The 21,412-nt window shown below is 69.9% G+C and carries 16 protein-coding genes; 10 read left to right on the plus strand and 6 right to left on the minus strand.

Translation table 11 applies throughout. The annotated features are described in order from the left end of the window. Nucleotides 1–209: 209 nt before the first annotated feature. A complete protein-coding gene (locus OHB00_RS32920) occupies nucleotides 210–1,691 on the minus strand; it encodes a hypothetical protein (protein WP_406440166.1) in 1,482 nt (493 codons plus the stop codon). 82 nt (nucleotides 1,692–1,773) lie between these two features. On the opposite strand from OHB00_RS32920, the gene OHB00_RS32925 reads away from it, so the two are divergent. Further along, a complete protein-coding gene (locus OHB00_RS32925) occupies nucleotides 1,774–3,018 on the plus strand; it encodes a glycoside hydrolase family 18 protein (protein WP_406440168.1) in 1,245 nt (414 codons plus the stop codon). Then, complete coding sequence (locus tag OHB00_RS32930) at nucleotides 3,015–4,004, plus strand: phosphotransferase family protein (RefSeq protein ID WP_406440170.1); 990 nt, start codon at nucleotides 3,015–3,017, stop codon at nucleotides 4,002–4,004. Before OHB00_RS32925 ends, OHB00_RS32930 begins: the two co-directional genes overlap by 4 nt. Here OHB00_RS32930 and OHB00_RS32935 read toward each other — a convergent pair. Genes OHB00_RS32935 through OHB00_RS32950 form a run of 4 tightly spaced genes read right to left on the minus strand, consistent with a single transcriptional unit; the run spans nucleotide 3,979 to nucleotide 7,843 of the window. Next, the gene (locus tag OHB00_RS32935; protein WP_406440172.1) at nucleotides 3,979–4,755 is read right to left on the minus strand and encodes a succinate dehydrogenase/fumarate reductase iron-sulfur subunit; all 777 of its coding nucleotides are present in this window, start codon (nucleotides 4,753–4,755) and stop codon (nucleotides 3,979–3,981) included. The two genes, OHB00_RS32930 and OHB00_RS32935, sit on opposite strands and share 26 nt — an antisense overlap. Continuing rightward, on the minus strand, nucleotides 4,752–6,683 hold the full coding sequence (locus OHB00_RS32940; RefSeq protein WP_406440174.1) for a fumarate reductase/succinate dehydrogenase flavoprotein subunit: 1,932 nt from the start codon (nucleotides 6,681–6,683) through the stop codon (nucleotides 4,752–4,754). Before OHB00_RS32940 ends, OHB00_RS32935 begins: the two co-directional genes overlap by 4 nt. Further along, nucleotides 6,683–7,504, minus strand: a complete 822-nt coding sequence (locus OHB00_RS32945; RefSeq protein ID WP_406440175.1) for a hypothetical protein — start codon at nucleotides 7,502–7,504, stop codon at nucleotides 6,683–6,685. The genes OHB00_RS32940 and OHB00_RS32945 overlap by 1 nt, the downstream gene beginning before the upstream one ends. A 48-nt stretch (nucleotides 7,505–7,552) precedes the next feature. After that, the gene (locus tag OHB00_RS32950; RefSeq protein WP_406440177.1) at nucleotides 7,553–7,843 is read right to left on the minus strand and encodes a hypothetical protein; all 291 of its coding nucleotides are present in this window, start codon (nucleotides 7,841–7,843) and stop codon (nucleotides 7,553–7,555) included. A 392-nt stretch (nucleotides 7,844–8,235) separates the two neighbouring features. On the opposite strand from OHB00_RS32950, the gene OHB00_RS32955 reads away from it, so the two are divergent. The 7 genes from OHB00_RS32955 to OHB00_RS32985 all read left to right on the plus strand — a co-directional run bounded on the left by OHB00_RS32955 (nucleotide 8,236) and on the right by OHB00_RS32985 (nucleotide 19,446). Further along, nucleotides 8,236–10,431, plus strand: a complete 2,196-nt coding sequence (locus OHB00_RS32955) for an ABC transporter family substrate-binding protein (protein WP_406446094.1) — start codon at nucleotides 8,236–8,238, stop codon at nucleotides 10,429–10,431. Between the two features lie 186 nt (nucleotides 10,432–10,617). Next, a complete protein-coding gene (gene typA / locus OHB00_RS32960; protein WP_406440179.1) occupies nucleotides 10,618–12,525 on the plus strand; it encodes a translational GTPase TypA in 1,908 nt (635 codons plus the stop codon). Between the two features lie 707 nt (nucleotides 12,526–13,232). Further along, complete coding sequence (locus OHB00_RS32965; RefSeq protein WP_406440181.1) at nucleotides 13,233–14,267, plus strand: ABC transporter permease; 1,035 nt, start codon at nucleotides 13,233–13,235, stop codon at nucleotides 14,265–14,267. Between the two features lie 89 nt (nucleotides 14,268–14,356). After that, nucleotides 14,357–16,159, plus strand: a complete 1,803-nt coding sequence (locus tag OHB00_RS32970) for an ABC transporter substrate-binding protein (RefSeq protein WP_406440183.1) — start codon at nucleotides 14,357–14,359, stop codon at nucleotides 16,157–16,159. A 102-nt stretch (nucleotides 16,160–16,261) separates the two neighbouring features. After that, nucleotides 16,262–17,242 (plus strand): ABC transporter permease, encoded by a 981-nt coding sequence (locus tag OHB00_RS32975; RefSeq protein ID WP_406440185.1) that lies wholly within the window; start codon nucleotides 16,262–16,264, stop codon nucleotides 17,240–17,242. Nucleotides 17,243–17,264: 22 nt separating this feature from the next. Beyond that, nucleotides 17,265–18,326 (plus strand): ABC transporter ATP-binding protein, encoded by a 1,062-nt coding sequence (locus OHB00_RS32980; protein ID WP_406440187.1) that lies wholly within the window; start codon nucleotides 17,265–17,267, stop codon nucleotides 18,324–18,326. Between the two features lie 13 nt (nucleotides 18,327–18,339). Beyond that, nucleotides 18,340–19,446 carry an ABC transporter ATP-binding protein gene (locus OHB00_RS32985; RefSeq protein WP_406440189.1) on the plus strand — a complete coding sequence of 369 codons (1,107 nt, stop codon included), beginning with the start codon at nucleotides 18,340–18,342 and terminating at the stop codon, nucleotides 19,444–19,446. A 29-nt stretch (nucleotides 19,447–19,475) separates the two neighbouring features. On the opposite strand, the gene OHB00_RS32990 is transcribed toward OHB00_RS32985, so the two are convergent. After that, nucleotides 19,476–20,162 carry an alpha/beta fold hydrolase gene (locus tag OHB00_RS32990; protein ID WP_406440191.1) on the minus strand — a complete coding sequence of 229 codons (687 nt, stop codon included), beginning with the start codon at nucleotides 20,160–20,162 and terminating at the stop codon, nucleotides 19,476–19,478. 272 nt (nucleotides 20,163–20,434) lie between these two features. On the opposite strand from OHB00_RS32990, the gene OHB00_RS32995 reads away from it, so the two are divergent. After that, nucleotides 20,435–21,409, plus strand: a complete 975-nt coding sequence (locus OHB00_RS32995; protein ID WP_406440193.1) for a helix-turn-helix transcriptional regulator — start codon at nucleotides 20,435–20,437, stop codon at nucleotides 21,407–21,409. Nucleotides 21,410–21,412 lie beyond the last annotated feature (3 nt).

The raw sequence follows: 21,412 nt of genomic DNA on the forward strand, positions 1-21,412 counted from the left end.
GCCCTCCGCCCGGTGGTCCGCCGCGCCGCCGCGGGGGGCTGATCGCGCCCACGCGGCGGAGCCGCATATCAGACACAGTCCCGCGCCCCTACGGGGCGCTACGGCTGACGTCCAGAAGAACGCGCCCCACAGGGGCGCGGGGAACTGCGCGACCACCCCCCACGCACCCGCAGCCGCCCGACACACCTACCGCCCCACTCCCTGACGCGCTACCCCAACCGCCCCCGACTCTCCGGCCCCCCGAAGGCCACCACCGGCCCCCCGTCCCCCTCCTCACCCAGCAGCACACCCCCGAGCACCGCCCCCGCCACCCCGCTCCCATGGGCGGCGTCCCCGGCGAACGGGTTCCCGTGCGCCCGTACGTCCCGCTCCGCCAGTTCCCGCGCCTTCCGCGCGAGCCTGTCGGCGTCCGCGGGCGCGGCCCGCCCCGCCTCCGCCAGCAACGCCCGTGCCTCCACCCCCACCGCCCCCCGATGCGTCCCCACGAAGTCATCCGCTGCCCCCAGTGCGCTCCGCGCCACCAGCTCCGCCCCCGCCGCGATCACCCCGGACCGCCCGCCCCCCGTCCCCTCCACCGCCCGCACGACCCGGCGCAGGGCGTCCAGCGGGTCGTACGGCCCACCGGTCACCTCCTCCCGTACGGCGGCCAGCACCGCGTCGGCATGCGCCCGCCGCGGCGGCAGGGCCGTCGCCCGCACCCCCGCCAGCTCCGCCTCCGCACCCGTCAGGGCGGCCGGCAGCAGCCCCGCCGCCGTCCGCAGCTCCTGGGTCAGCCGCTGTACCCCGCCCAGCAGCACCCCGGCCTGCGCCACGGCCCCCTCGGCGGCCCGCACCCCCCGCCGGGACCCCGCATCGTCACCCGAATCCCGGTCCTGACGAGCCTGGTTGAGCCATGTCGTCGCGAACACCAGCCGGTCCTTGGCCTGTTCGACGTAACCGACGACAGAGGAGACCGCGGCTGCCCCGTACCGCGCTCCCGCCTCGGCCAGTGCGCCCGCCACCCCACCGGTGCGTGCCGCCAGCTCCCGGAACCGCCCCTCGGCCACCGCCAGCGCGTCCCCCGCGTCCCACTCGGCGTCGAAGACCGACGCCTCCGCGTCCAGTCGCCGCCCCGCCTCGGCGCACCGCCCGACCACCCCCACCAGTGCCTGCCGCCGGCCGACGGCATCCCCGGGCACCCCCTCCTCGTACCGGCGCCATATCGCGAACGCGGCCGCCAGCTCGGTCTCGGCCGCCCGCAGGGCCCGTACGACGGGCTCGCCCCCGTCGACATATCCGAGGGCCTCCCGGCCGGCGCGTACGCAGTCGTCGGCGAGGACCAGGGAGGACCGGGCCTGCCGCTCGACGTCGACGGCCGACGGCGCCGGCGGCGCGGGGGAGACGATCCCCGGTGTGGTGCGTGAGCGGGCCCGCCGTATCCGCCGTACGTATCCGTAGCCGCCCAGCGCGCCGGCCGCCGCGACGGCGACGAGCGGCAGGACGTAATCGGTGGCCGACCCCCCGTCCGCCGCCTCGGCCGCGGCGACCGTGCCACCCCCCGCCACGGGAACCGGATCTTGAGCGGTGCTCGTCATCACCGGCAACACCAGCCAGACCACCCCGGTGACCCCGCCCAGCACCGCATGCCCCACCCGCACACCTATGTGCCCGGTGGCATGCCTCGGCCGACCCCGGATCAAGGATGACGTCACATTTCGGAGCGTATGGGCAGCCAGGCGGCCTCGCGACCGGGGCGGAGACAGCCGGGGGACGACGAGAAAAGGGGGACAGAACATGAAACGGAGCCCGAACCCGGAGAACGACCCGACACCGGCCACCGACCCGGACCCCGCAACACCACCACCCGCACCCACCCCGGTCCCACCCGCACCGGCCGACGCATCGGATCCCCTGCCGGTCCCACCCGGACCGGCCGACGTACCGGATCCCCTGCCGGTCCGACCCGCAGTCGCCGACGCGTCCGAGCCCGCGCAGGGGCCACCCGCACCCGACGGCGGACGTCGCACGGGTCGGGCGGGCGGGAAGAAGAGGAAACTCGGCATCTGGACGCTACGCGTCACCCTCGTGCTGCTGCTCCCCCTCCTCATCGCCGAGACCGCCCTCCGCATCAACTACGCCGGCGACCCGAAGGCCGGTACGCACAGCCGGAACCGGGACGCCCTGTGGCTCGGTCACGCATGGGTCGACGGTCGTAGGACCGACGCCGACGTCACCGCCCTCGCCGCCCGGCTCGCGGACACCGGCATACGCGACCTCTACGTCCATGCGGGACCACTGGAACACAACGGCACGCTGCCCAAATCGGCCTGTCCCAAGGCCCGTTGGCTGATAACAGCCGTGCATCGAAAACTCCCCGGGGTCCGGGTGCAGGCCTGGCTCGGGGACGAGGTCGCGCCCGAGAAGCCGTATGCCATGCATCTGGAGAAGAAGGAGACGCGGGACGCCGTCGTCGCGTCGGCCCGGCAGGTCGTCGCCGTCGGGTTCGACGGGGTCCACTTCGACCTGGAGCCTCTGCACTCCGGCGACCGGAACTACCTCGCCCTCCTCGACGCCCTGCGCCCCGCCACTCCGCTGCTCTCCGTCGCCGCACACCAGATCGACCCGCTGCCGGCCTTTCACTCCTTCTGGGGTACTGTCACCGGTCATCCCAAATGGTGGTCGCAGGAGTATTTCGGGCAAGTCGCCCGTCGGGTGGATCAGGTCGCGGTGATGTCGTACGACACCATGCAGCCCCTGCAGAGCCTGTACGGCGGGTATGTCGCGCAGCAGACCAGCCTTGCGCTGGAGGTCACACCGCCGGACACCGATCTCCTCATGGGGCTGCCCTTCTACCACGAGAACCGCTTCGGGCACTGGGCGCACGCCGAGACCGTGCCGGCGGCCGTGCGAGGGGTTCGGCTGGGACTGTCACGGACGGACCCGGATCGCGCTACCTTCGGCGTCGCCCTGTACGTCGACTTCGCCGCCACCGAGGATGACTGGACCTCTTATCGGAAGGACTGGGTTCGTACGCCATGACAACCGCTCGTGCCCACCTCACCCGTGACGACCTCGCGTCGCTCTCCCGCGAGGCCCTCGGCCGTGTTCCCGCTGCCGTCACCCGCCTGCGCGGAGGGAGCAAGAAAGGCGTCTACCGGCTCGCCCTCGACAACGGCCGGAGCGCGATCGCGTACGTCTGGTCCCCGGAGGAGGACTACTGGGGGCCCGCCGACGCCGACATCCGTGACCCCTTCGCGCACGCGTCCGGTCTCGGCCTCTTCCTGTCCGCCCACGACCTGCTGACCGAACTCGGCGTGCGCACCCCGCGCCTGCTCTTCGCCGACGAGGACGCCGAACACCTGCCCGCCTACGCCGCGGTGGTCGAGGACGTCCGCGGCGGCAGCCTGGAGATGCTGCTGCGCAGCGACCCGGGCGCGGCCCGGGTGCCGCTGGCCCGGCTCGCAGGCACCCTCGGCGTACTCCGGGAGTGCGTCTCCTCGGGGTACGGCAAGGCCGCCCTCGTGGAGGAGGGCGGCAAACCGCTCGGCAGCTCCTGCGAGCAGGTCGTCGCGGACCGCGCGATGCGCGACATCGCGGAGGTGGCCGAGCGGGACCCCCGCCTGCGCCGGGTGCGGCAGGCGCTGGCCGAGCGCGTGCACCAGCTCTACGACGCGGTCGAACCGCGCGACCACGCCTCCCTCGTGCACGGTGAACTCGGCCCGGACCACGTCCTGGTGACCGAGGAGGGCGATCCCGCACTCATCGACATCGAAGGCCTGATGTACTTCGACGCCGAATGGGAGCACGTCTTCCTCCAGCTCCGCTTCGGGCCCGCCTACGACGTGCTGCGCACCGCCGACCTCGACGAGGACCGGACGGAGCTGTACCGGCTGGCGATGCACCTCAACCTCGTCGCCGGGCCGCTCAGGCTGCTCGACGGCGACTTCCCCGAGCGCGAACCCATGCAGGACATCGCCGAGTTCAACCTCCGGCAGGTGCTCAGCCTCCTGCGGGGCGCCTCCTGATCTTCGAGCCGAGCCAGACCAGGGGGTCGTACTTGCGGTCGACCGCCCGTTCCTTCAACGGGATCAGGGCGTTGTCCGTGATGTGGATGCCCTCCGGGCACACCTCCGTGCAGCACTTGGTGATGTTGCAGTAGCCGAGGCCGTGTTCGTCCTGGGCCGTGCGCTTGCGGTCCAGGCCGGAGCTCTCGGCCGCGTCCAGCGGGTGCATGTCCAGTTCGGCCACCCGCATGAGGAAACGCGGGCCGGCGAAGGCCGTCTTGTTCTCCTCGTGGTCGCGCACGACATGGCAGGTGTCCTGGCACAGGAAGCACTCGATGCACTTGCGGAACTCCTGCGAGCGGTCCACGTCCTCCTGGAACATCCGGTACTCGCCGGGGCCGAGGTCGGCCGGCGGTACGAACGCCGGGACCTCCCTGGCCTTCTGGTAGTTGAAGCCGACGTCCGTGACCAGGTCGCGGATCACCGGGAAGGCGCGCAGCGGGGTGACCGTGATGGTCTCGTCCTGTTCGAAGACGGACATGCGGGTCATGCACATCAGGCGCGGGCGGCCGTTGATCTCCGCCGAGCACGAACCGCACTTGCCGGCCTTGCAGTTCCAGCGGACGGCCAGGTCGGCGGCCTGGGTGGCCTGGATGCGGTGGATGATGTCGAGGACCACCTCGCCGTCGTTCACCTCGACCTTGAAGTCCTCCAGGCCGCCACCCTCGACGTCGCCCCGCCACACCCGGAAGTGGGCTGTGTAGCCGCTCATTCGTACAGCTCCTCTTCGGCGAGGTACTTGACCAGCTCCTCCTTCTCGAAGAGGGCGAGCAGGTCGGCTCGGATGGGGTCGGTGGTCTCGCGGGTGAGGTCGATCTGGCCGCGCTCCGGGTCGGTGGCCGCGAGCCCGCCGGTGGGATCGGCCAGCCGGCAGAGCAGGTTCACGGGGCGCCAGCGGCGGTCCATCGTCGGGTGGTCCTCGCGGGTGTGCCCGCCGCGCGACTCGGTGCGTTCCAGCGCCGCCCGGGCCACGCACTCGCTGACCAGCAGCATGTTCCTGAGGTCCAGGGCGAGGTGCCAGCCGGGGTTGAACTGCCGGTGCCCCTCGACCCCGGCCCGGCGGGCCCGCACCCGCAGCGCGGCGAGCCGCTCCAGCGCCTGCTCCATCTCGCCCTCCCGGCGGATGATGCCGACCAGGTCGTTCATGGCCTGCTGGAGCTCCTGGTGGAGGGTGTACGGGTTCTCCGGCGGGCCGGAGTCCGGCTCCTGGCTCTCCGCGGAGAAGGGCCGCAGCGCCTCGGCCGCCGCCGCGTCGATCTGCTCGTCGTCCACCGTCGGCCGCTCGTCGAGGTCCGCCGCGTGGTCGGCCGCGTGCCAGCCCGCCCGGCGCCCGAACACCAGGAGGTCGGAGAGCGAGTTGCCGCCGAGCCGGTTGGAGCCGTGCATGCCGCCGGCCACCTCACCGGCCGCGAACAGTCCCGGCACCCCGCGGGCGGCGGCGGTGTCGGAGTCCACCGCGACCCCGCCCATCACGTAGTGGCAGGTCGGCCCGACCTCCATCGCCTCCGCCGTGATGTCGACGTCGGCCAGCTCCTTGAACTGGTGGTACATGGAGGGCAGCCGGCGCCGGATCACCTCGGCCGGCATCCGCGTCGACACGTCCAGGAAGACCCCGCCGTGCGGGGAGCCGCGGCCCGCCTTCACCTCGGAGTTGATCGCGCGGGCGACCTCGTCGCGGGGGAGCAGCTCGGGGGGACGCCGGTTGTGGTCCGGGTCCTCGTACCAGCGGTCGCCCTCCTCCTCGGACTCGGCGTACTTCTCCTTGAAGACGTCCGGGATGTAGTCGAACATGAACCGCTTGCCCTCGGAGTTCCTGAGCACCCCGCCGTCGCCGCGCACCGACTCGGTGACCAGGATCCCCTTCACCGAGGGAGGCCAGACCATGCCGGTCGGGTGGAACTGCACGAACTCCATGTTGAGCAGCGGCGCCCCGGCCAGCAGGGCGAGCGCGTGCCCGTCGCCGGTGTACTCCCACGAGTTCGACGTCACCTTGAAGGACTTGCCGATGCCCCCGGTCGCGACGACCACGGAGGGCGCTTCGAGGACGAAGAAACGGCCGGTCTCCCGCTCGTACGCGAAGACGCCGCTCACGCGTGAGCCGTCCTTGAGGATCCGGGTGACCGTGCACTCCTGGAAGACCTTGAGCCGGGACTCGTAGTCGCCGGTCTCCTTCTCGTCCTCCTGCTGGAGCGAGACGATCTTCTGCTGGAGGGTGCGGATCAGTTCGAGCCCGGTGCGGTCGCCGACGTGGGCGAGGCGCGGGTACTCGTGGCCGCCGAAGTTGCGCTGGGAGATCTTCCCGTCCTTCGTGCGGTCGAAGAGGGCGCCCCAGGTCTCCAGCTCCCAGACCCGGTCCGGCGCCTCCTTGGCGTGCAGTTCGGCCATCCGCCACTGGTTGAGGAACTTGCCGCCGCGCAGGGTGTCGCGGAAGTGGACCTGCCAGTTGTCGTGCTCGTTGACGTTGGCCATCGCCGCCGCGATGCCGCCCTCGGCCATCACCGTGTGGGCCTTGCCGAACAGCGACTTGCAGATCACCGCCGTACGGGCGCCCCGCTCGCGCGCCTCGATCGCGGCGCGCAGGCCCGCCCCGCCGGCGCCGACGACCACGACGTCCCACTGCTGCCGCTCCACCGCTGCCATCAGAAGAACCTCGGATCGTCGAAGACACCGGACGCGAGCAGATAGACGTAGAAGTCGGCGAGCGCCACGCTCACCAACGACGCCCAGGCGAGCAGCATGTGCCGGGCGTTGAGCCGGCCCACGAACTGCCATGCCTTGTAGCGCACGGGGTGTTTGGAGAAGTGCTTGAGCTTGCCGCCGACGATGTGCCGGCAGGAGTGGCAGGACAGCGTGTACGCCCAGATCAGCACGATGTTGACCAGGAAGACGAGAGTGCCGAGGCCCATGTGGCCCCAGTGCTCGTGCGGGTCCCGGAAGGAGAGGACCGTGTCGTAGGTCAGTACGCAGGCGACCAGCAGGGCGAAGTAGAAGAAGTACCGGTGGACGTTCTGCAGGATCAGCGGGAAGCGGGTCTCACCGGTGTACTTCGCGTGCGGCTCGGCCACCGCGCAGGCGGGCGGGGAGGCCCAGAAGCTGCGGTAGTACGCCTTGCGGTAGTAGTAGCAGGTCAGGCGGAAGCCCAGCGGGAAGATCAGGATGATGATCGCCGGGGAGATCGCCCACCAGCTGCCGAAGACGTCGGCGTTCGGGCCGGACGGCATGGTCTTGCAGTTCTCGGCCAGACAGGGCGAGTAGAACGGCGAGACGTAGGGCGCCGAGTAGTAGTGCGCGTTCGCGAAGGCCCGCCAGGTCGAGTAGACGACGAACGCGAACAGACCGGCCGCGGTGACGGCGGGCGCCAGCCACCAGCGGTCGGTCCGCAGGTGCGGGGCGGAGATCGCGGCGCGCGTACCGGTGCGTACGCCGCCGCTGTTCGGATGTGGTTCCGTACCAGTGGCCAATGGATGACTCCGGTCGGGGTCGGGGGAGGTGGCCTGCGGTCAGCGCTCCTAGGGGGCGTGCCGGTCGCGGGCGCCGAGACCCTCGTCGTCCGAGTCCGTCCACAGGTTGATGTCGTACGGATCGTCGGAGATGGTCACGAGCTCGGGGCGCTTGCTCGGGGTGCCGGCGCTGGCCGTCTCCCGCAGCAGTGCCACGCTCTCGCGCAGGTGATCGGCGTCGGCACGGACGCGGCGCATCTCCAGTCCGCCGCTCCCGAGCTGCTGCTCCAGGCGGCCGACGGACCGGGTCAGGTCGGCTAGGCAACGCTGGACTGACGTCAGGTCGTCGTGCACGGACATGACGTGACCTCTCTTCCGCGGACCTGATGGTCCAGGACGGCGACGTTCATGCGCCTGCGAGTGTTGCGCGTCACACCTACTGATGTGAAGCCATGTGCAGCGATTGGCGGATTGCGCGCCTGAGTCGCACGCCCGCACGCGCTCTGTGTGCGCCGGGACATTGCGCCGCACGGGTGGCCTTTGACAGTCCCCGCCGCCGTGTCGTACCCGGCCGACGGACCCCGTCCATTTCAGTGGGGTCCGTACTTCTGACGTACATGTGATCAACTCCAAAATACCCCCAAATGTGAACAGACCGCACCCGTGTGATCGGGCCTTCGGAGGTAGCAGAGATGTCGCACCATGGCGTCGGCGCTGAGCAGCGCCCCGAAGGGGCGCAGGGCCCTGTCGATATGCGGCTCCGCAGCGGGGCGCGACCAGCCACGACGGCGCGTCGGCCGAACGACGGCGGCACGTCACGGCGCTACCGGCGGAGCCTCGCCTTCCTCGCCGCGGGCACGCTGGCCGTGCCCCTCCTCGCGGGCTGCGGCTCCGACGACGAGGGCAGCAAGCCGCTGGCCGGGCAGGACATCGTGCCGGTCGCCCGGAACGCGGTCGCCGAGGGCGGCACCCTGAAGATGGCCGTGGACGCCGTACCGGAGACCCTCAACACCTTCCAGGCCGACGCCGACGCCGGCACCACCCGGGTCGCCCAGGCCGTCCTGCCGTCGATGTTCACCATCGACGCCACCGGGAAGCCGGTCCGCAACCCCGACTACCTGGAGTCCGCGAAGGTCATCGAGACCGAGCCCCGCCAGGTCGTCCTCTACAAGCTCAACCAGCAGGCCGTCTGGAGCGACGGCCGGGAGATCGGCGCCGCCGACTTCGCCGCCCAGTGGCGCGCCCTGTCCGGCAAGGACTCCGCCTACTGGACCGCCCGCAACGCCGGCTACGACCGCATCGCCCAGATCGAGCGCGGCGCCAACGACCTGGAGGTCCGGGTCACCTTCGAGCGGCCGTACGCCGACTGGAAGTCGCTGTTCTCGCCGCTGTACCCGAAGGACGTCATGGGCACCCCGGACGCCTTCAACGACGGCGCTCGCCGTAAGCTCACCGTGACCGCGGGCCCCTTCCGGGTCGACAGGGTCGACACCGCCAAGAAGGACGTCGTCCTCACCCGCAACCCGCGCTGGTGGGGCCGCCCGGCCAAGCTCGACGAGATCGACCTGCACGCCGTGGACCGCGCGAAGCGGGCGTCCGCGCTCGCCGACGGCACGGTCGACGTCGCCGACATCGACGCCGCCGAGGCCGAGCGGATCACCATCGCCGGCCGTGAGAAGGGCACCGGGCTGCCGCTGCAGGGCGCCGGGAAGACCTCCGCCAAGAAGCTCCGGTCCTGGGCGCTGACCCTCGGCATGGACGAGGAGAAGCTGCCCGAGGGGCCGAAGAAGCTCCGCAGGAGCATCGCCAAGTGGCTGGAGCAGCAGCACGAGCTGCGCGACTTCGCCGTCCGCAAGTCGCTGGAGCCCGCCTACACCCAGCTCGCCCTCAACGGCTCCGAGGGCCCGCTCGCCGACGAGCGGGTGCGCCGGGCCGTCGCCCGCGCCCTCGACCGGCAGGCGCTCGCCAAGCTGGTGCTGACCCCGCTCGGGCTGCCCGCCGTCCCGGTCGGCAGCCATGTCGCCCTGTCCGGCCAGGCCGCCTACACGGACGGCAGCGGGGCGATCGGCGGCCTCGACACCCACGAGGCGCAGGCGCTCCTCGCCGACGCGGGCTGGGTGGCCGGCGGCCCGGTCAAGAACCCCGGCAAGGCGGCCGGCGCGGAGGACGAGAAGAAGGGCGACAAGAAGAAGGACGACAGCGAGCAGGGCGACGAGTCGGACGGCGGGCACGACGGGCAGTACATCGTCGGCGAGGACGACAAGGGTACGGACGACAGGGACACCCGCGACCACCAGAAGGACCACGCCCACGGGGCGCCCGGGGCGTACGCGCCGAAGGGCACGGCGGCACCCAGGGGCGCGGGGGCTCCGGCCGGGCCGCTGGCCAAGGACGGGAAGGCGCTCTCGCTGCGGTTCGTGGTGCCGTCGGGGCCGGGCTCGGAGACGCTCCAGTCGGTCGCCGACCAGATCTCGAAGATGCTGGACCGGGTGGGCATCGCCACCGAGATCCACAAGGTGCCGGACGACAGCTACTTCAAGGACCACGTCGCGTCCGGGCAGTACGACCTCGCGCTGTACTCGTGGCCGTCGTCCGCGTTCCCGGCGACGGACGCGCGGCCGATCTACGCGAAGCCGGTGGTGGCGGCCGACGGCTCGCTGAACGTCGAGCAGAACTACACGCGGGTCGGCACCGACCAGGTGGACCAGCTCTTCGACCAGGCGCTGGGCACGCTGGACGAGGACGAGGCGGACGGGCTGCTGCGCAAGGCGGACTCCAGGATCTGGGCGTCGGCCGGGTCGCTGCCGCTGTACCAGCGGCCGCAGATCGTGGGCGCCCGGAAGGGGCTGGTGAACGTGGGCGCCTTCGGCTTCCAGACGCCGGTCTACCAGGACATGGGCTTCCTGAAGAAGGGGGCGAAGGTGTCGCCGAGCCCGACCAAGGGGTAGGGGAGCGGTGCGCTGCCGGGCGCGGGCCGGTCGTGGCTGGTCGGGCCCTTTGCGTCGGCCGGGCGAGCCCCTGCTGGGCGGTGCACGTACCATGGGGGTAAGGCCGTGGCGTGTTCAGCCCGGCAGGCCCGCGTCACACGGACGTACGAAGAGGGCCTTCTCAACACCCCGGGAGTACGCCGCACTATGGCCACGCGCCACGACATCCGCAACGTCGCCATCGTCGCCCACGTCGACCACGGCAAGACGACCCTCGTCGACGCCATGCTGAAGCAGGCCGGTGCCTTCGCGGCGCACGCCGCCGAGTCGCTCGACGACCGAATGATGGACTCGAACGACCTGGAGCGTGAGAAGGGCATCACGATCCTGGCCAAGAACACGGCCGTGAAGTACCACCCGAAGGATGGCGGCGACGTCATCACCATCAACATCATCGACACCCCGGGCCACGCCGACTTCGGTGGCGAGGTCGAGCGCGGTCTGTCGATGGTGGACGCGGTGGTCCTGCTGGTCGACGCCTCCGAGGGCCCGCTGCCGCAGACCCGTTTCGTGCTGCGCAAGGCCCTCCAGCAGCGCCTGCCCGTCATCCTGTGCATCAACAAGACGGACCGCCCGGACTCCCGGATCGACGAGGTCGTCAACGAGACCTACGACCTCTTCCTCGACCTGGACGCGGACGAGGACCAGATCGAGTTCCCGATCGTCTACGCGTGTGCGCGTGACGGTGTGGCCTCGCTGACCAAGCCGGAGGACGGCACGGTCCCGGCCGACAGCGACAGCCTGGAGCCGTTCTTCTCCACGATCCTCTCCCACGTCCCGGCTCCGGAGTACGACGAGGCGGCCCCGCTCCAGGCGCACGTCACCAACCTGGACGCCGACAACTTCCTCGGCCGTATCGCGCTGCTCCGCGTCGAGCAGGGTGAGCTGCGCAAGGGCCAGACCGTCACCTGGATCAAGCGTGACGGCACCATGTCCAACGTGCGCATCACCGAGCTCCTGATGACCGAGGCGCTCACCCGCAGGCCCGCCGAGATGGCCGGCCCGGGTGACATCTGCGCCGTCGCCGGTATCTCGGACATCATGATCGGTGAGACCCTCGCCGACCCCGAGAACCCGATCCCGCTGCCGCTGATCACGGTCGACGAGCCGGCGATCTCGATGACCATCGGCACCAACACCTCGCCGCTGGTCGGCCGTGGCGGTACCGGCAAGGGTGCCGACAACAAGGCCGCGGTCAAGGACCGCAAGGTCACCGCCCGTCAGGTCAAGGACCGCCTGGACCGCGAGCTGATCGGTAACGTCTCCCTCCGGGTGCTCGACACCGAGCGTCCGGACGCCTGGGAGGTCCAGGGCCGTGGCGAGCTGGCGCTCGCCATCCTGGTCGAGCAGATGCGCCGCGAGGGCTTCGAGCTGACCATCGGCAAGCCGCAGGTCGTCACCAAGGTCGTCGACGGCAAGACGTACGAGCCGGTCGAGCGCATGACGATCGACGTGCCCGAGGAGCACATGGGCGCGGTCACGCAGCTCATGGGTGTCCGCAAGGGCCGGATGGACAACATGTCCAACCACGGCTCGGGCTGGGTCCGCATGGAGTTCGTGGTGCCGTCCCGCGGCCTCATCGGCTTCCGCACCGAGTTCCTGACGCAGACGCGCGGCACGGGCATCGGCCACTCCATCCACGAGGGCCACGAGCCCTGGTTCGGCCAGCTGCAGACCCGTAACAACGGCTCGCTGGTCGCCGACCGCGCCGGTGCCGTCACCGCGTTCGCGATGACGAACCTCCAGGAGCGTGGCGTGCTCTTCACCGAGCCGGGCACCGAGGTGTACGAGGGCATGATCGTCGGCGAGAACTCCCGCTCCGACGACATGGACGTCAACATCACCAAGGAGAAGAAGCTCACGAACATGCGGTCGTCCTCGGCCGACTCGTTCGAGGCGATCGTGCCGCCGCGCAAGCTCTCGCTGGAGCAGTCGCTGGAGTTCTGCCGTGACGACGAGTGCGTCGAGGTGACCCCGGAGGCCGTTCGCATCCGCAAGGTGAACCTGGACGCCCGTGAGCGGGCCCGCGCCGCGAGCCGCGCCAAGCACGGCTGATCGGGCCTGATCGCCGGACATCCGAGCCCGGGTGCCCCCATGATGGGGGTGCCCGGGTTTTTTGCAACCCTTTTTCGAGCGAGCGGGAGTCGGCCACCGTCGGACCGGTGTCCGAAATGCGGAGATCCGCGCCCGATAGCCATGTAACAAGTCCGTTTCGCGGCCTTCTCCCGTCGAACGCTTTGTCCATTTTTCGGAAGAACTACGCGCCAGCTGTGACTGAATTGAGATTTAAAGACAGTGGTCGGCACCTGGCTCATGGCAGATAGTTAGCCGCGTAGCGCTCGGGTCAATGGGTCTCGCGCTGTGGGGACAGCGCCCGACTCACGAGCATCAGGGGGTGTCTGACCCTCCGTCAGGGGTGTCGGAGGGTATGGACGGAAACCTCCTGTTGGCGAACACGTGAAGTCATGAGGAGAAGTCCCATGTGCAGTGTCACAGGCACCAGGTGGGTTCCATCGTCGTCCGCGCCGTGCGTCCCGGCCGTTGCGTCCGACTGCCCTTGTTCGTCCGGCGGTTGGTCCTGAGGCGGCGGCCGGCCGCGTAGCGCCGTCGCTCGCCTACGCGCGTCCGGCTGCGGCATTGCCGCTCATGCGGTCATGCCCTGACGCCTCATCGGATCACGCCTCATCGGATCATGCCACAGCGGTCGCGCACCCGTGCCGGCCGCCGGTTCGGCACACCCACACCTGTGAATTGGACGAACTGTGACAAGTCCTACGGACATTGAGGGTGGCGGACGGTCGGTCGTCATGGACGGCGGACCGGAGCCCGACACGAAGGCCGAGGCCAAACAGCTTGCCGGCCGGTCCCCGGGCCAGTTGATGTGGCTGCGCTTCAAGCGCGACCGCACCGGCGTCATCTCCGCCTACGTCGTGGGCTTCTTCTTCCTGATCGCCCTGTTCGCCCCGCTCATCTCGAAGCTGTACGGCAAGAACCCGTACACCGTGTACGCAGACGAACGCCCCGAACTCTTCGACAGCGCGGGTGTGCCGGTGCAGCCCAACGGCGGCATCAGCAGCGAGTTCTGGTTCGGCCTCGAACCCGGCAACGGCTACGACGTGTTCACCAAGCTGATCTACGGCATCCGGACCTCGCTGTTCATCTCCCTCGCGGTGACCGTCGCGGTGGTCCTCACCGGCATCCTCCTCGGCGTCACGGCCGGCTACCTCGGCGGCAGGACCGACTACTGGATCGGCCGGCTGATCGACTTCCTGCTCGCCTTCCCCTCGCAGTTGTTCTTCATCGCCAGCATGCCGGTCGTGGTCTCGCTCTTCGTCAGCCCGCGTGACGAGACGCCGACCTATGTGCGTGTGGTCGCACTGATCGTCGTCCAGTGGGTGCTCGGCTGGATGAGTCTCGCCCGCATCCTGCGCGGTACGACTCTGTCCATCAGGGAACGGGAGTTCATCGAGGCGGCCCGGGTCAGCGGGGCGTCCGCGTGGCGGATCATCCGCAGGGAGATCCTGCCCAACGTGGTCACGCCCCTGCTGGTGCAGGCCACATACCTCCTGCCGAGCTTCGTGACCATCGAGGCGGGCCTGTCCTACCTGGGCGTCGGCGTGGTCGAACCGACCCCCGACTGGGGCCAGATGTTCTCCAAGGCATCGACCGAGCTCGTTCTGCAGAACGACATCACCTACATGTTCTTCCCCGGCGTCTCGATGATCATCTTCATCGTGGCCTTCAACCTGCTCGGGGACTCGGTCCGCGACGCCTTCGACCCCAAGACGGCGCGCTGACCGACTGATCGTGGGCGTCCTCGCCCGGATACCGCACGGCAATTCCCGTTTGTGTACCGGTGACACGGAGATAGGTGGAAATTTCAGTGATGAGTAGGGGCGGACGCCACGTATACACGGCGGTCTCAGCGCTCGCGGCCGGAGCTCTCGTGCTCACCGGTTGCAGCAAGGGGGGCAGCGATGCGAGCGACAACAACAAGCAGGACCAGAAGAACGCCAAGGCACAGCAGGCGGCCATCAAGTTCGGCGACGCGGCGGACTCCACGGGGCCCGCGAAGGCGGTGCCGGGTGCCAAGACCGGCGGCAAGCTGGAGGTGCTCCAGCGTGACAGCTACGCGCACCTCGACCCGGCCCAGATCTACGTCTCCGACGAGGGATCGCTGGCCACGCTGATCCACAGAGGACTCACGGGCTACAAGTCGACCGACGCCAAGGGCGTGGGCCACGAGGTCGTCGGTGACCTCGCGACCGACTCCGGCACCACCACCGACGGCGGCAAGACCTGGAAGTACACCCTGAAGGACGGCATCAAGTTCGCCGACGGCACGCCCATCACGTCGGCGGACTTCCGGCAGACCTTCGAGCGGCTCTTCGCACCGTTCATCAACCAGGGCCCGACCTACCTCCAGCAGTGGCTCGCCGGCACCACGGGCGCCGACTACCGCAAGCTGCTGCCGGACGGCCCGTACAAGGGCAAGCACCTGCCCGACAGCGTCCTCGAAACGCCCGACGCCAAGACCATCGTCTTCCACTTCAAGACCCCCCACCCGGACCTGCCCTACGCGCTCGCCATGGCGGGCTACGCGGTGGTGTCCAAGAAGGGCGACACCCAGGCGAAGTACGACAAGAACCCGGTCACGAGCGGCCCCTACAAGATCCAGTCGTTCAAGTCCGGCAAGTCGATGGTGCTCGTGAAGAACACCAACTGGGACCCGAAGACGGACCCGATCCGCAACCAGTACGTCGACGAGATGGACTTCACCTTCAACCAGCAGTTCGAGACGTCCACCAAGGCACTGCTCGCGGACAGCGGCGCCGACCAGGCCGGCGTCAGCTTCAACAACCAGGTCGACGCGGGCAACCTCTCCAAGGTCCTCAGCGACGCGACCCTGAAGTCCCGCACGGTCGCCGGCTACCAGCCGTACGTGGGCCAGATGAACATCAACATGAACCACATCAAGGACAAGAAGATCCGCCAGGCCATCGCGTACGCGCTGCCGATCACGCCGTTCATCCGCGCCTACGGCGGCAGCGACGCCATGGAGGTGGCCGGCGGTCTGATCTCCCCGACCGTCACCGGGTACGACTCCTCGTTCGACCCGTTCGGCAAGAAGGCGAAGCCCGCCGGTGACCCCGTCAAGGCCAAGAAGCTCCTCCAGGAGGCCGGCAAGGTCGGCATGAAGCTGACCTTCGGCTACATCAACACCCCCGAGGGCCAGCAGTACTCCACCGCCATGGCGGCGGGCCTGAAGAAGGCGGGTTTCAACGTCCAGCGCCAGGAGATCCCGGCCGAGACGTACTACGACCAGATCGGCAAGGTCAACAACAACTACGACATCTACCACTCCGCGTGGGGTGCCGACTGGCCGTCCGCCTCGACCGTGATCCCGCCGCTGTACGACGGCCGGGCGGTCGCCGACGGCTCGGCGAACTACTCGCACGTCAACGACCCCAAGGTCGACGCCGACATCGACGCCGCCAACGCGATCACCGACCCGGCGAAGTCGGCCGCGGCCTGGGAGAAGATCGACAAGTACCTGCTCACCGACGTCGTCAACGTCGTCCCGACCGCGTACTACAAGCAGGTCCAGATCGCCGGTTCCAAGGTCGGCGGGCTCGTCTACGACAACGTGATCGGCGGCATCGACCCGCGTCGCCTCTACATCAAGTAACCGCCGCCGTCGGTCCGGTACCCGGTACGTCCGTCCGCCCCGCGCGGTTCAGGACGTACCGGGTACCGCCCGGCCCGCAGACGCGAGAGAGCTGCCCCTGTCATGCTGCGTTTCCTCGTCCGCCGGACCCTCGGTGCGATCGTCATCCTGTTCCTGCTGAGCATCGTCACGTTCCTGCTGTTCTTCGGGATGCCCCGGGACCCGGCCCTGCTGATGTGCGGCAAGACGTGCAACCCGACGTCGCTCGCGAACATCCACCATGTGCTCGGCCTGGACAAGCCGATCCCCGAGCAGTACTGGATCTTCCTGCACAACCTGGTACTGGGCAGCAACCAGTTCGACCAGGGCCCCTGCCCCGCCCCCTGTTTCGGGTACTCGTACCACACCAACGACCTCGTCTGGCAGACGCTCATGGACCGGCTGCCCACCACGGTCTCCCTCACGCTGGGCGGTGCGGTCTGCTTCCTGATCATCGGTCTCGGCACCGGTCTCCTGGCCGCCTGGAAGCGCGGCACGCTGATCGACAAGACCGCCACGGCCGGAGCCATGGTGCTCAGCTCCATGCAGATCTACTTCCTCGGCCCGCTCGCGCTCGCCGTCCTCGTCTACCAGACCCACTGGTTCGACAAACCGGCGTACAACAACTTCACCGGAGATCCCGTCACCTGGTTCACCGGGCTGATCATCCCCTGGGTGGTGCTGTCCACGATCTTCGCAGCGCAGTACACCCGTATGGCGCGCTCGTCGATGATCGAGCAGCTCCAGGAGGAGCACGTCCGCACGGCCCGCGCGAAGGGCATGTCCCGGCAGTACGTCTTCTTCCGTTACGCCTGGCGCGGCTCGCTGATCCCGATCGTCACCATCTTCGGTATCGACCTCGGCTCCCTGCTCGGCGGCGCCATCATCACCGAGAACACCTTCGGTCTGCCGGGTCTCGGCCAACTCGCCGTACAGTCCGTGTTCTTCAGCGACCTGCCCTTGCTCCTCGGCGTGATGCTGTTCTCAGCCGCCATGATCCTGCTGTTCAACATCATCGTCGACGCGGCCTACGCGTTCATCGACCCGCGCGTCCGGCTGGCCTAGGCCGGGTAAGAGGAGAACTGTCGTGACCACTCTGACCAAGGACGCCGGCACCCCCGCACCGGCCGACGCGGGTGCCTTCCTCTCGGTGCGGGACCTGCACGTCAGCTTCAAGACCGAGGACGGCGTGATACGGGCCGTGGACGGGCTGTCGTTCGACGTGGCGCGGGGCAGGACGCTCGGGATCGTCGGCGAGTCGGGGTCCGGGAAATCGGTCACCAACCTGACCATTCTCGGCCTGCACAACCCCCAGTTCACCACGGTCGAGGGCGAGATCCTGCTGGACGGCCAGGAGTTGATCACCGCCCGGGAGTCCGAGCTGGAGAAGGTGCGCGGCAACAAGGCCGCCATGATCTTCCAGGACCCGCTCACCGCGCTGTCGCCGTACTACACCGTCGGCCGGCAGATCGCCGAGCCGTTCATGAAACACCGGGGCGCCTCCAAGCGGGCGGCCTGGGACCGGGCCGTCGAGATGCTGGCGAAGGTCGGCATCCCCAACCCGAAGGAGCGGGCGAGGGACTACCCTCACCAGTTCTCCGGCGGTATGCGGCAACGCGCGATGATCGCGATGGCCCTGGTCTGCGACCCCGACCTGCTCATCGCCGACGAGCCGACCACCGCCCTGGACGTGACCGTCCAGGCGCAGATCCTGGACCTGCTCAAGGACCTGCAACAGGAGTTCGGATCGGGCATCATCTTCATCACCCACGACCTGGGGGTGATCGCCGACATGGCCGACGACATCATGGTGATGTACGCGGGCAGCGCGGTGGAGCGCGGCACGACGGACGAGGTCCTGCGCGCGCCCCAGCACCCGTACACCTGGGGCCTGCTGAACTCGATGCCGCGCCTGGACTCCGACCTGGACACGCCGCTGCACCCGATCCCCGGCACCCCGCCCTCCCTGCTGACCCCGCCTTCAGGCTGCCGCTTCCACCCCCGCTGCACCTTCCAGGACCGGGTCGGCGGCACCCGCTGCGTCACCGAACGCCCGCTGCTGGGCCCCGACCGATCCTCGGCCTGCCACCTCACGGCGGACCAGAAACGCACCATCTTCATCGAAGAGATCAAGCCCCGTCTGGGCTAGGAGACGACACGTCATGACCCAGGACATGGTCCTTCCCGCCCCGCGCGAGGCGACTGCCGGCGAACCGCTGCTGGAGGTCTCCGGCCTGACCAAGTACTTCCCGGTCAAGGGCGGCTTCCCGATCCGGCGCACGGTCGGGCACGTCCAGGCCGTGGACGGCATCGACCTGACCGTTGGGGTGGGCGAGAGCTTCGGCCTGGTCGGCGAGTCCGGCTGCGGCAAGTCCACGACCGGCCGGCTGATCACCCGCCTGCTGGAACCGACGAGCGGCACGATCAGCTACCGCGGCCAGGAGATCGGTCACGCCTCACGCAGGCAGCTGGCGCCGATCCGCTCCGAGATACAGATGATCTTCCAGGACCCGTACTCGTCGCTGAACCCCCGCCAGACCGTCGGCAAGATCATCTCGGGCCCGATGGAGATCAACGGGATCGAGCCGGACGGCGGCCGTGAGAAGCGCGTCAGGGAACTGCTGGAGATCGTCGGCCTCAACCCCGAGCACTACAACCGCTTCCCGCACGAGTTCTCCGGTGGCCAGCGGCAGCGCATCGGGGTGGCCCGCGCCCTGGCCCTGGAGCCGAAGCTGATCGTCGCCGACGAGCCGGTCTCCGCCCTGGACGTCTCCATCCAGGCCCAGGTGGTGAACCTGCTCCAGAAGGTCCAGCGGGAGCTGGGCATCGCGTTCCTCTTCATCGCGCACGACCTCGCGATCGTGCGGCACTTCTCGCAGCGCGTCGCGGTGATGTACCTCGGCAAGATCATCGAGGTGGGCGACCGGGAGGCGATCTACAGCCGCCCCCGCCACCCCTACACCCACGCCCTGCTCTCGGCGGTACCGGAGGTCAACCTCACGGACGAGCCGGACGCGGTCGGCCGCGAACGCATCCGCCTGGCCGGCGACGTCCCGTCCCCGATCTCCCCGCCGTCCGGCTGCCGCTTCCGCACGCGCTGCTGGAAGGCCCAGGACAAGTGCGCGGCGGAGGAACCCCCGCTGATCCAGCTCTCCGGCAACCACGAGGGCCACCTCACGGCCTGTCACTTCCCGGAGGACCCGACGACGGAGGCCCGCGACGAGGACATCGTGCTGGATCCGGCGCTGGTGGCGCTGGAGGGGGAGTAGCCCTCTCCTGCCGGACGGTGGCGGGCCGGTCAGTCCGTGCCCGCCGCCGCGGCCAGGATCCGGGCCAGCTCGGTGGGCCGGGTGACCATGGGCCAGTGACCCGAGTCGATGTCGGCGAAATCGACGTGCTTGGCCTGGGCGAGCTCCGGGACGTCTCCGCCCTTGATCCACTCCTGTGCCTGCGCGGGCGTGAACTCCGGGCACACGACGACCACCGGGACGTCGAACCGCCGTTCGTCGGTCAGCCGCACCACACCCCTGGACACGCCCACGGGCACCGGGATCGCGGCAGCCGCGAACTCACGCCGGGCGGCTTCGTCGAGGTCCGCGGCGTCCGGCCCCTCGAACGGCTCCCAGCCCGGGAACGGCATGACCCCGTCGCGTACCTCGAAGAAGTCGGCGTACGGCTGACCGTCGGCGGACGGGAAGCCACCGATGAGGACGACCCCGGCCAGCCGTTCCGGCCGCCGGTCGGCGGCCAGCCAGGCCAGGGTGCAGGCGGCGGAGTGGCCCACCACCACGGCCCTGCCGGGCGCCGCGTCGACCGCGGCGAGCACCGCGGCCACCTGGTCGTCGAGCGTCGCGGACGCGGAGCCGTCCCCCTGACCGGGGAGTGTGATCGGCACCGGGCGGTGCCCCAGCGGCTCCAGCGCGGACGCGACGCCGCCCCACACGGATCCGTCCAGCCACAGGCCGCCGACGAGCAGAATATCCATGGTCAGTTCCCCTTCTCCGGCTTCAGGAGCCTCACCGTAGAAGGAGATCCGGACGATCCACTGCCGGATTGTCCTTCCGTCGTCGGCCGGGCTCCGGCGGCGCGGACCAAGCGGGTCGGGTGAGCCCGCTGCCGCTCGGCGGCACCCCGAAGAGGCGCTGGGGGTATCCCCGGCCGAAGGCTGGGGGAGGAACCGCGCGACCAGCCACGACGATGCCGTGGACGAACGACGGCGCATCGCGGCACTTCCAGCGGAGCGCTTAGCCTGCTCCCGTGCCGAACGACCTCAGCCCCACCGCGCGAGCGATACGCACCCTGGAGATACTCCGGGCCCGCCCCGGTACGACGGCCGGTGAACTCGCCGTGCGGCTCGGCGTCACGGAGCGGGCCGCGCGCCGGTACGTCGGGATCCTGCGGGAGGCGGGCATCCCCGTGGAGTCGACCCGCGGGCCGCACGGCGGGTACCGGCTGGGGCGCGGGACACGACTGCCACCGGTGCACTTCACACAGGCCGAGGCGCTGGGACTGGTGATGACGGTGCTCGGCCGCCAGCCGGCCGTGACCGACGCCGACGACTCCGGTGATCTGGTCGGCACCGCCCTGGACAAGGTCGTCAAGGCACTGCCGGAGAGCGTCGGCCACCAGGCGGCCCTGCTGCGGGAGCACGCGTCGGCCGCGCCCGACCCGTATGCGACGCGTCCGGACCCGGCCGTCACCAGCGAACTCGTCGACGCCGTCGCGGCCCGGCGCCGGATCTCGGTCGGGTACCGCAGCGAGGCCGGCGACGAGTGGGAGGAGGAAGTGGATCCCTGGTCCCTCGTCGTCCGCTACGGGCGCTGGTACCTGCTGTGCCACTCCCACCGCGTGAACGGGATCCGCACCTACCGGGTCGACCGGGTCCGCGAGGTCCGGCCGACCCCACACGGATTCGATCCACCCGAGGGGCTCGACCCGGTCGCGGTGCTGGAGGAGAACCTCGGCCTGGGCTGGGAGCTCTCCACCCGCGTGGTCTTCGACGCCCCCCTGGCCGAGGTGGCCCCGTGGATCCGGCCGCCCATGGGACGGGTCGAGACCCTCGGGGACGACCGGTGTGTGCTGGTCGGCAGCACCCGCAACCCTGACATGTACGCACAGGAGTGGCTGGCGAGGGTGCCGTTCGCCTTCCGGGTCGAGGGCGGCGAGGAACTGCGCACCGCGGTCGCGGCACTCGGGGCACGCTTCACCGCGGCGGCCGCCGGACCGCCGTAACCG

Source organism: Streptomyces sp. NBC_00631, assembly GCF_045206895.1.
Lineage (GTDB): Bacteria > Actinomycetota > Actinomycetes > Streptomycetales > Streptomycetaceae > Streptomyces.

What these genes read in the sequence shown, in the direction of transcription:
- OHB00_RS32925 (WP_406440168.1), top strand. Translation starts at nt 1,774, where the DNA reads ATGAAACGGAGCCCGAACCCGGAGAACGACCCGACACCGGCCACCGAC.
- OHB00_RS32930 (WP_406440170.1), top strand. Translation starts at nt 3,015, where the DNA reads ATGACAACCGCTCGTGCCCACCTCACCCGTGACGACCTCGCGTCGCTC.
- OHB00_RS32935 (WP_406440172.1), bottom strand. Translation starts at nt 4,755, where the DNA reads ATGAGCGGCTACACAGCCCACTTCCGGGTGTGGCGGGGCGACGTCGAG.
- OHB00_RS32940 (WP_406440174.1), bottom strand. Translation starts at nt 6,683, where the DNA reads ATGGCAGCGGTGGAGCGGCAGCAGTGGGACGTCGTGGTCGTCGGCGCC.
- OHB00_RS32950 (WP_406440177.1), bottom strand. Translation starts at nt 7,843, where the DNA reads ATGTCCGTGCACGACGACCTGACGTCAGTCCAGCGTTGCCTAGCCGAC.
- OHB00_RS32955 (WP_406446094.1), top strand. Translation starts at nt 8,236, where the DNA reads ATGCGGCTCCGCAGCGGGGCGCGACCAGCCACGACGGCGCGTCGGCCG.
- typA (WP_406440179.1), top strand. Translation starts at nt 10,618, where the DNA reads ATGGCCACGCGCCACGACATCCGCAACGTCGCCATCGTCGCCCACGTC.
- OHB00_RS32970 (WP_406440183.1), top strand. Translation starts at nt 14,357, where the DNA reads ATGAGTAGGGGCGGACGCCACGTATACACGGCGGTCTCAGCGCTCGCG.
- OHB00_RS32975 (WP_406440185.1), top strand. Translation starts at nt 16,262, where the DNA reads ATGCTGCGTTTCCTCGTCCGCCGGACCCTCGGTGCGATCGTCATCCTG.
- OHB00_RS32985 (WP_406440189.1), top strand. Translation starts at nt 18,340, where the DNA reads ATGACCCAGGACATGGTCCTTCCCGCCCCGCGCGAGGCGACTGCCGGC.
- OHB00_RS32990 (WP_406440191.1), bottom strand. Translation starts at nt 20,162, where the DNA reads ATGGATATTCTGCTCGTCGGCGGCCTGTGGCTGGACGGATCCGTGTGG.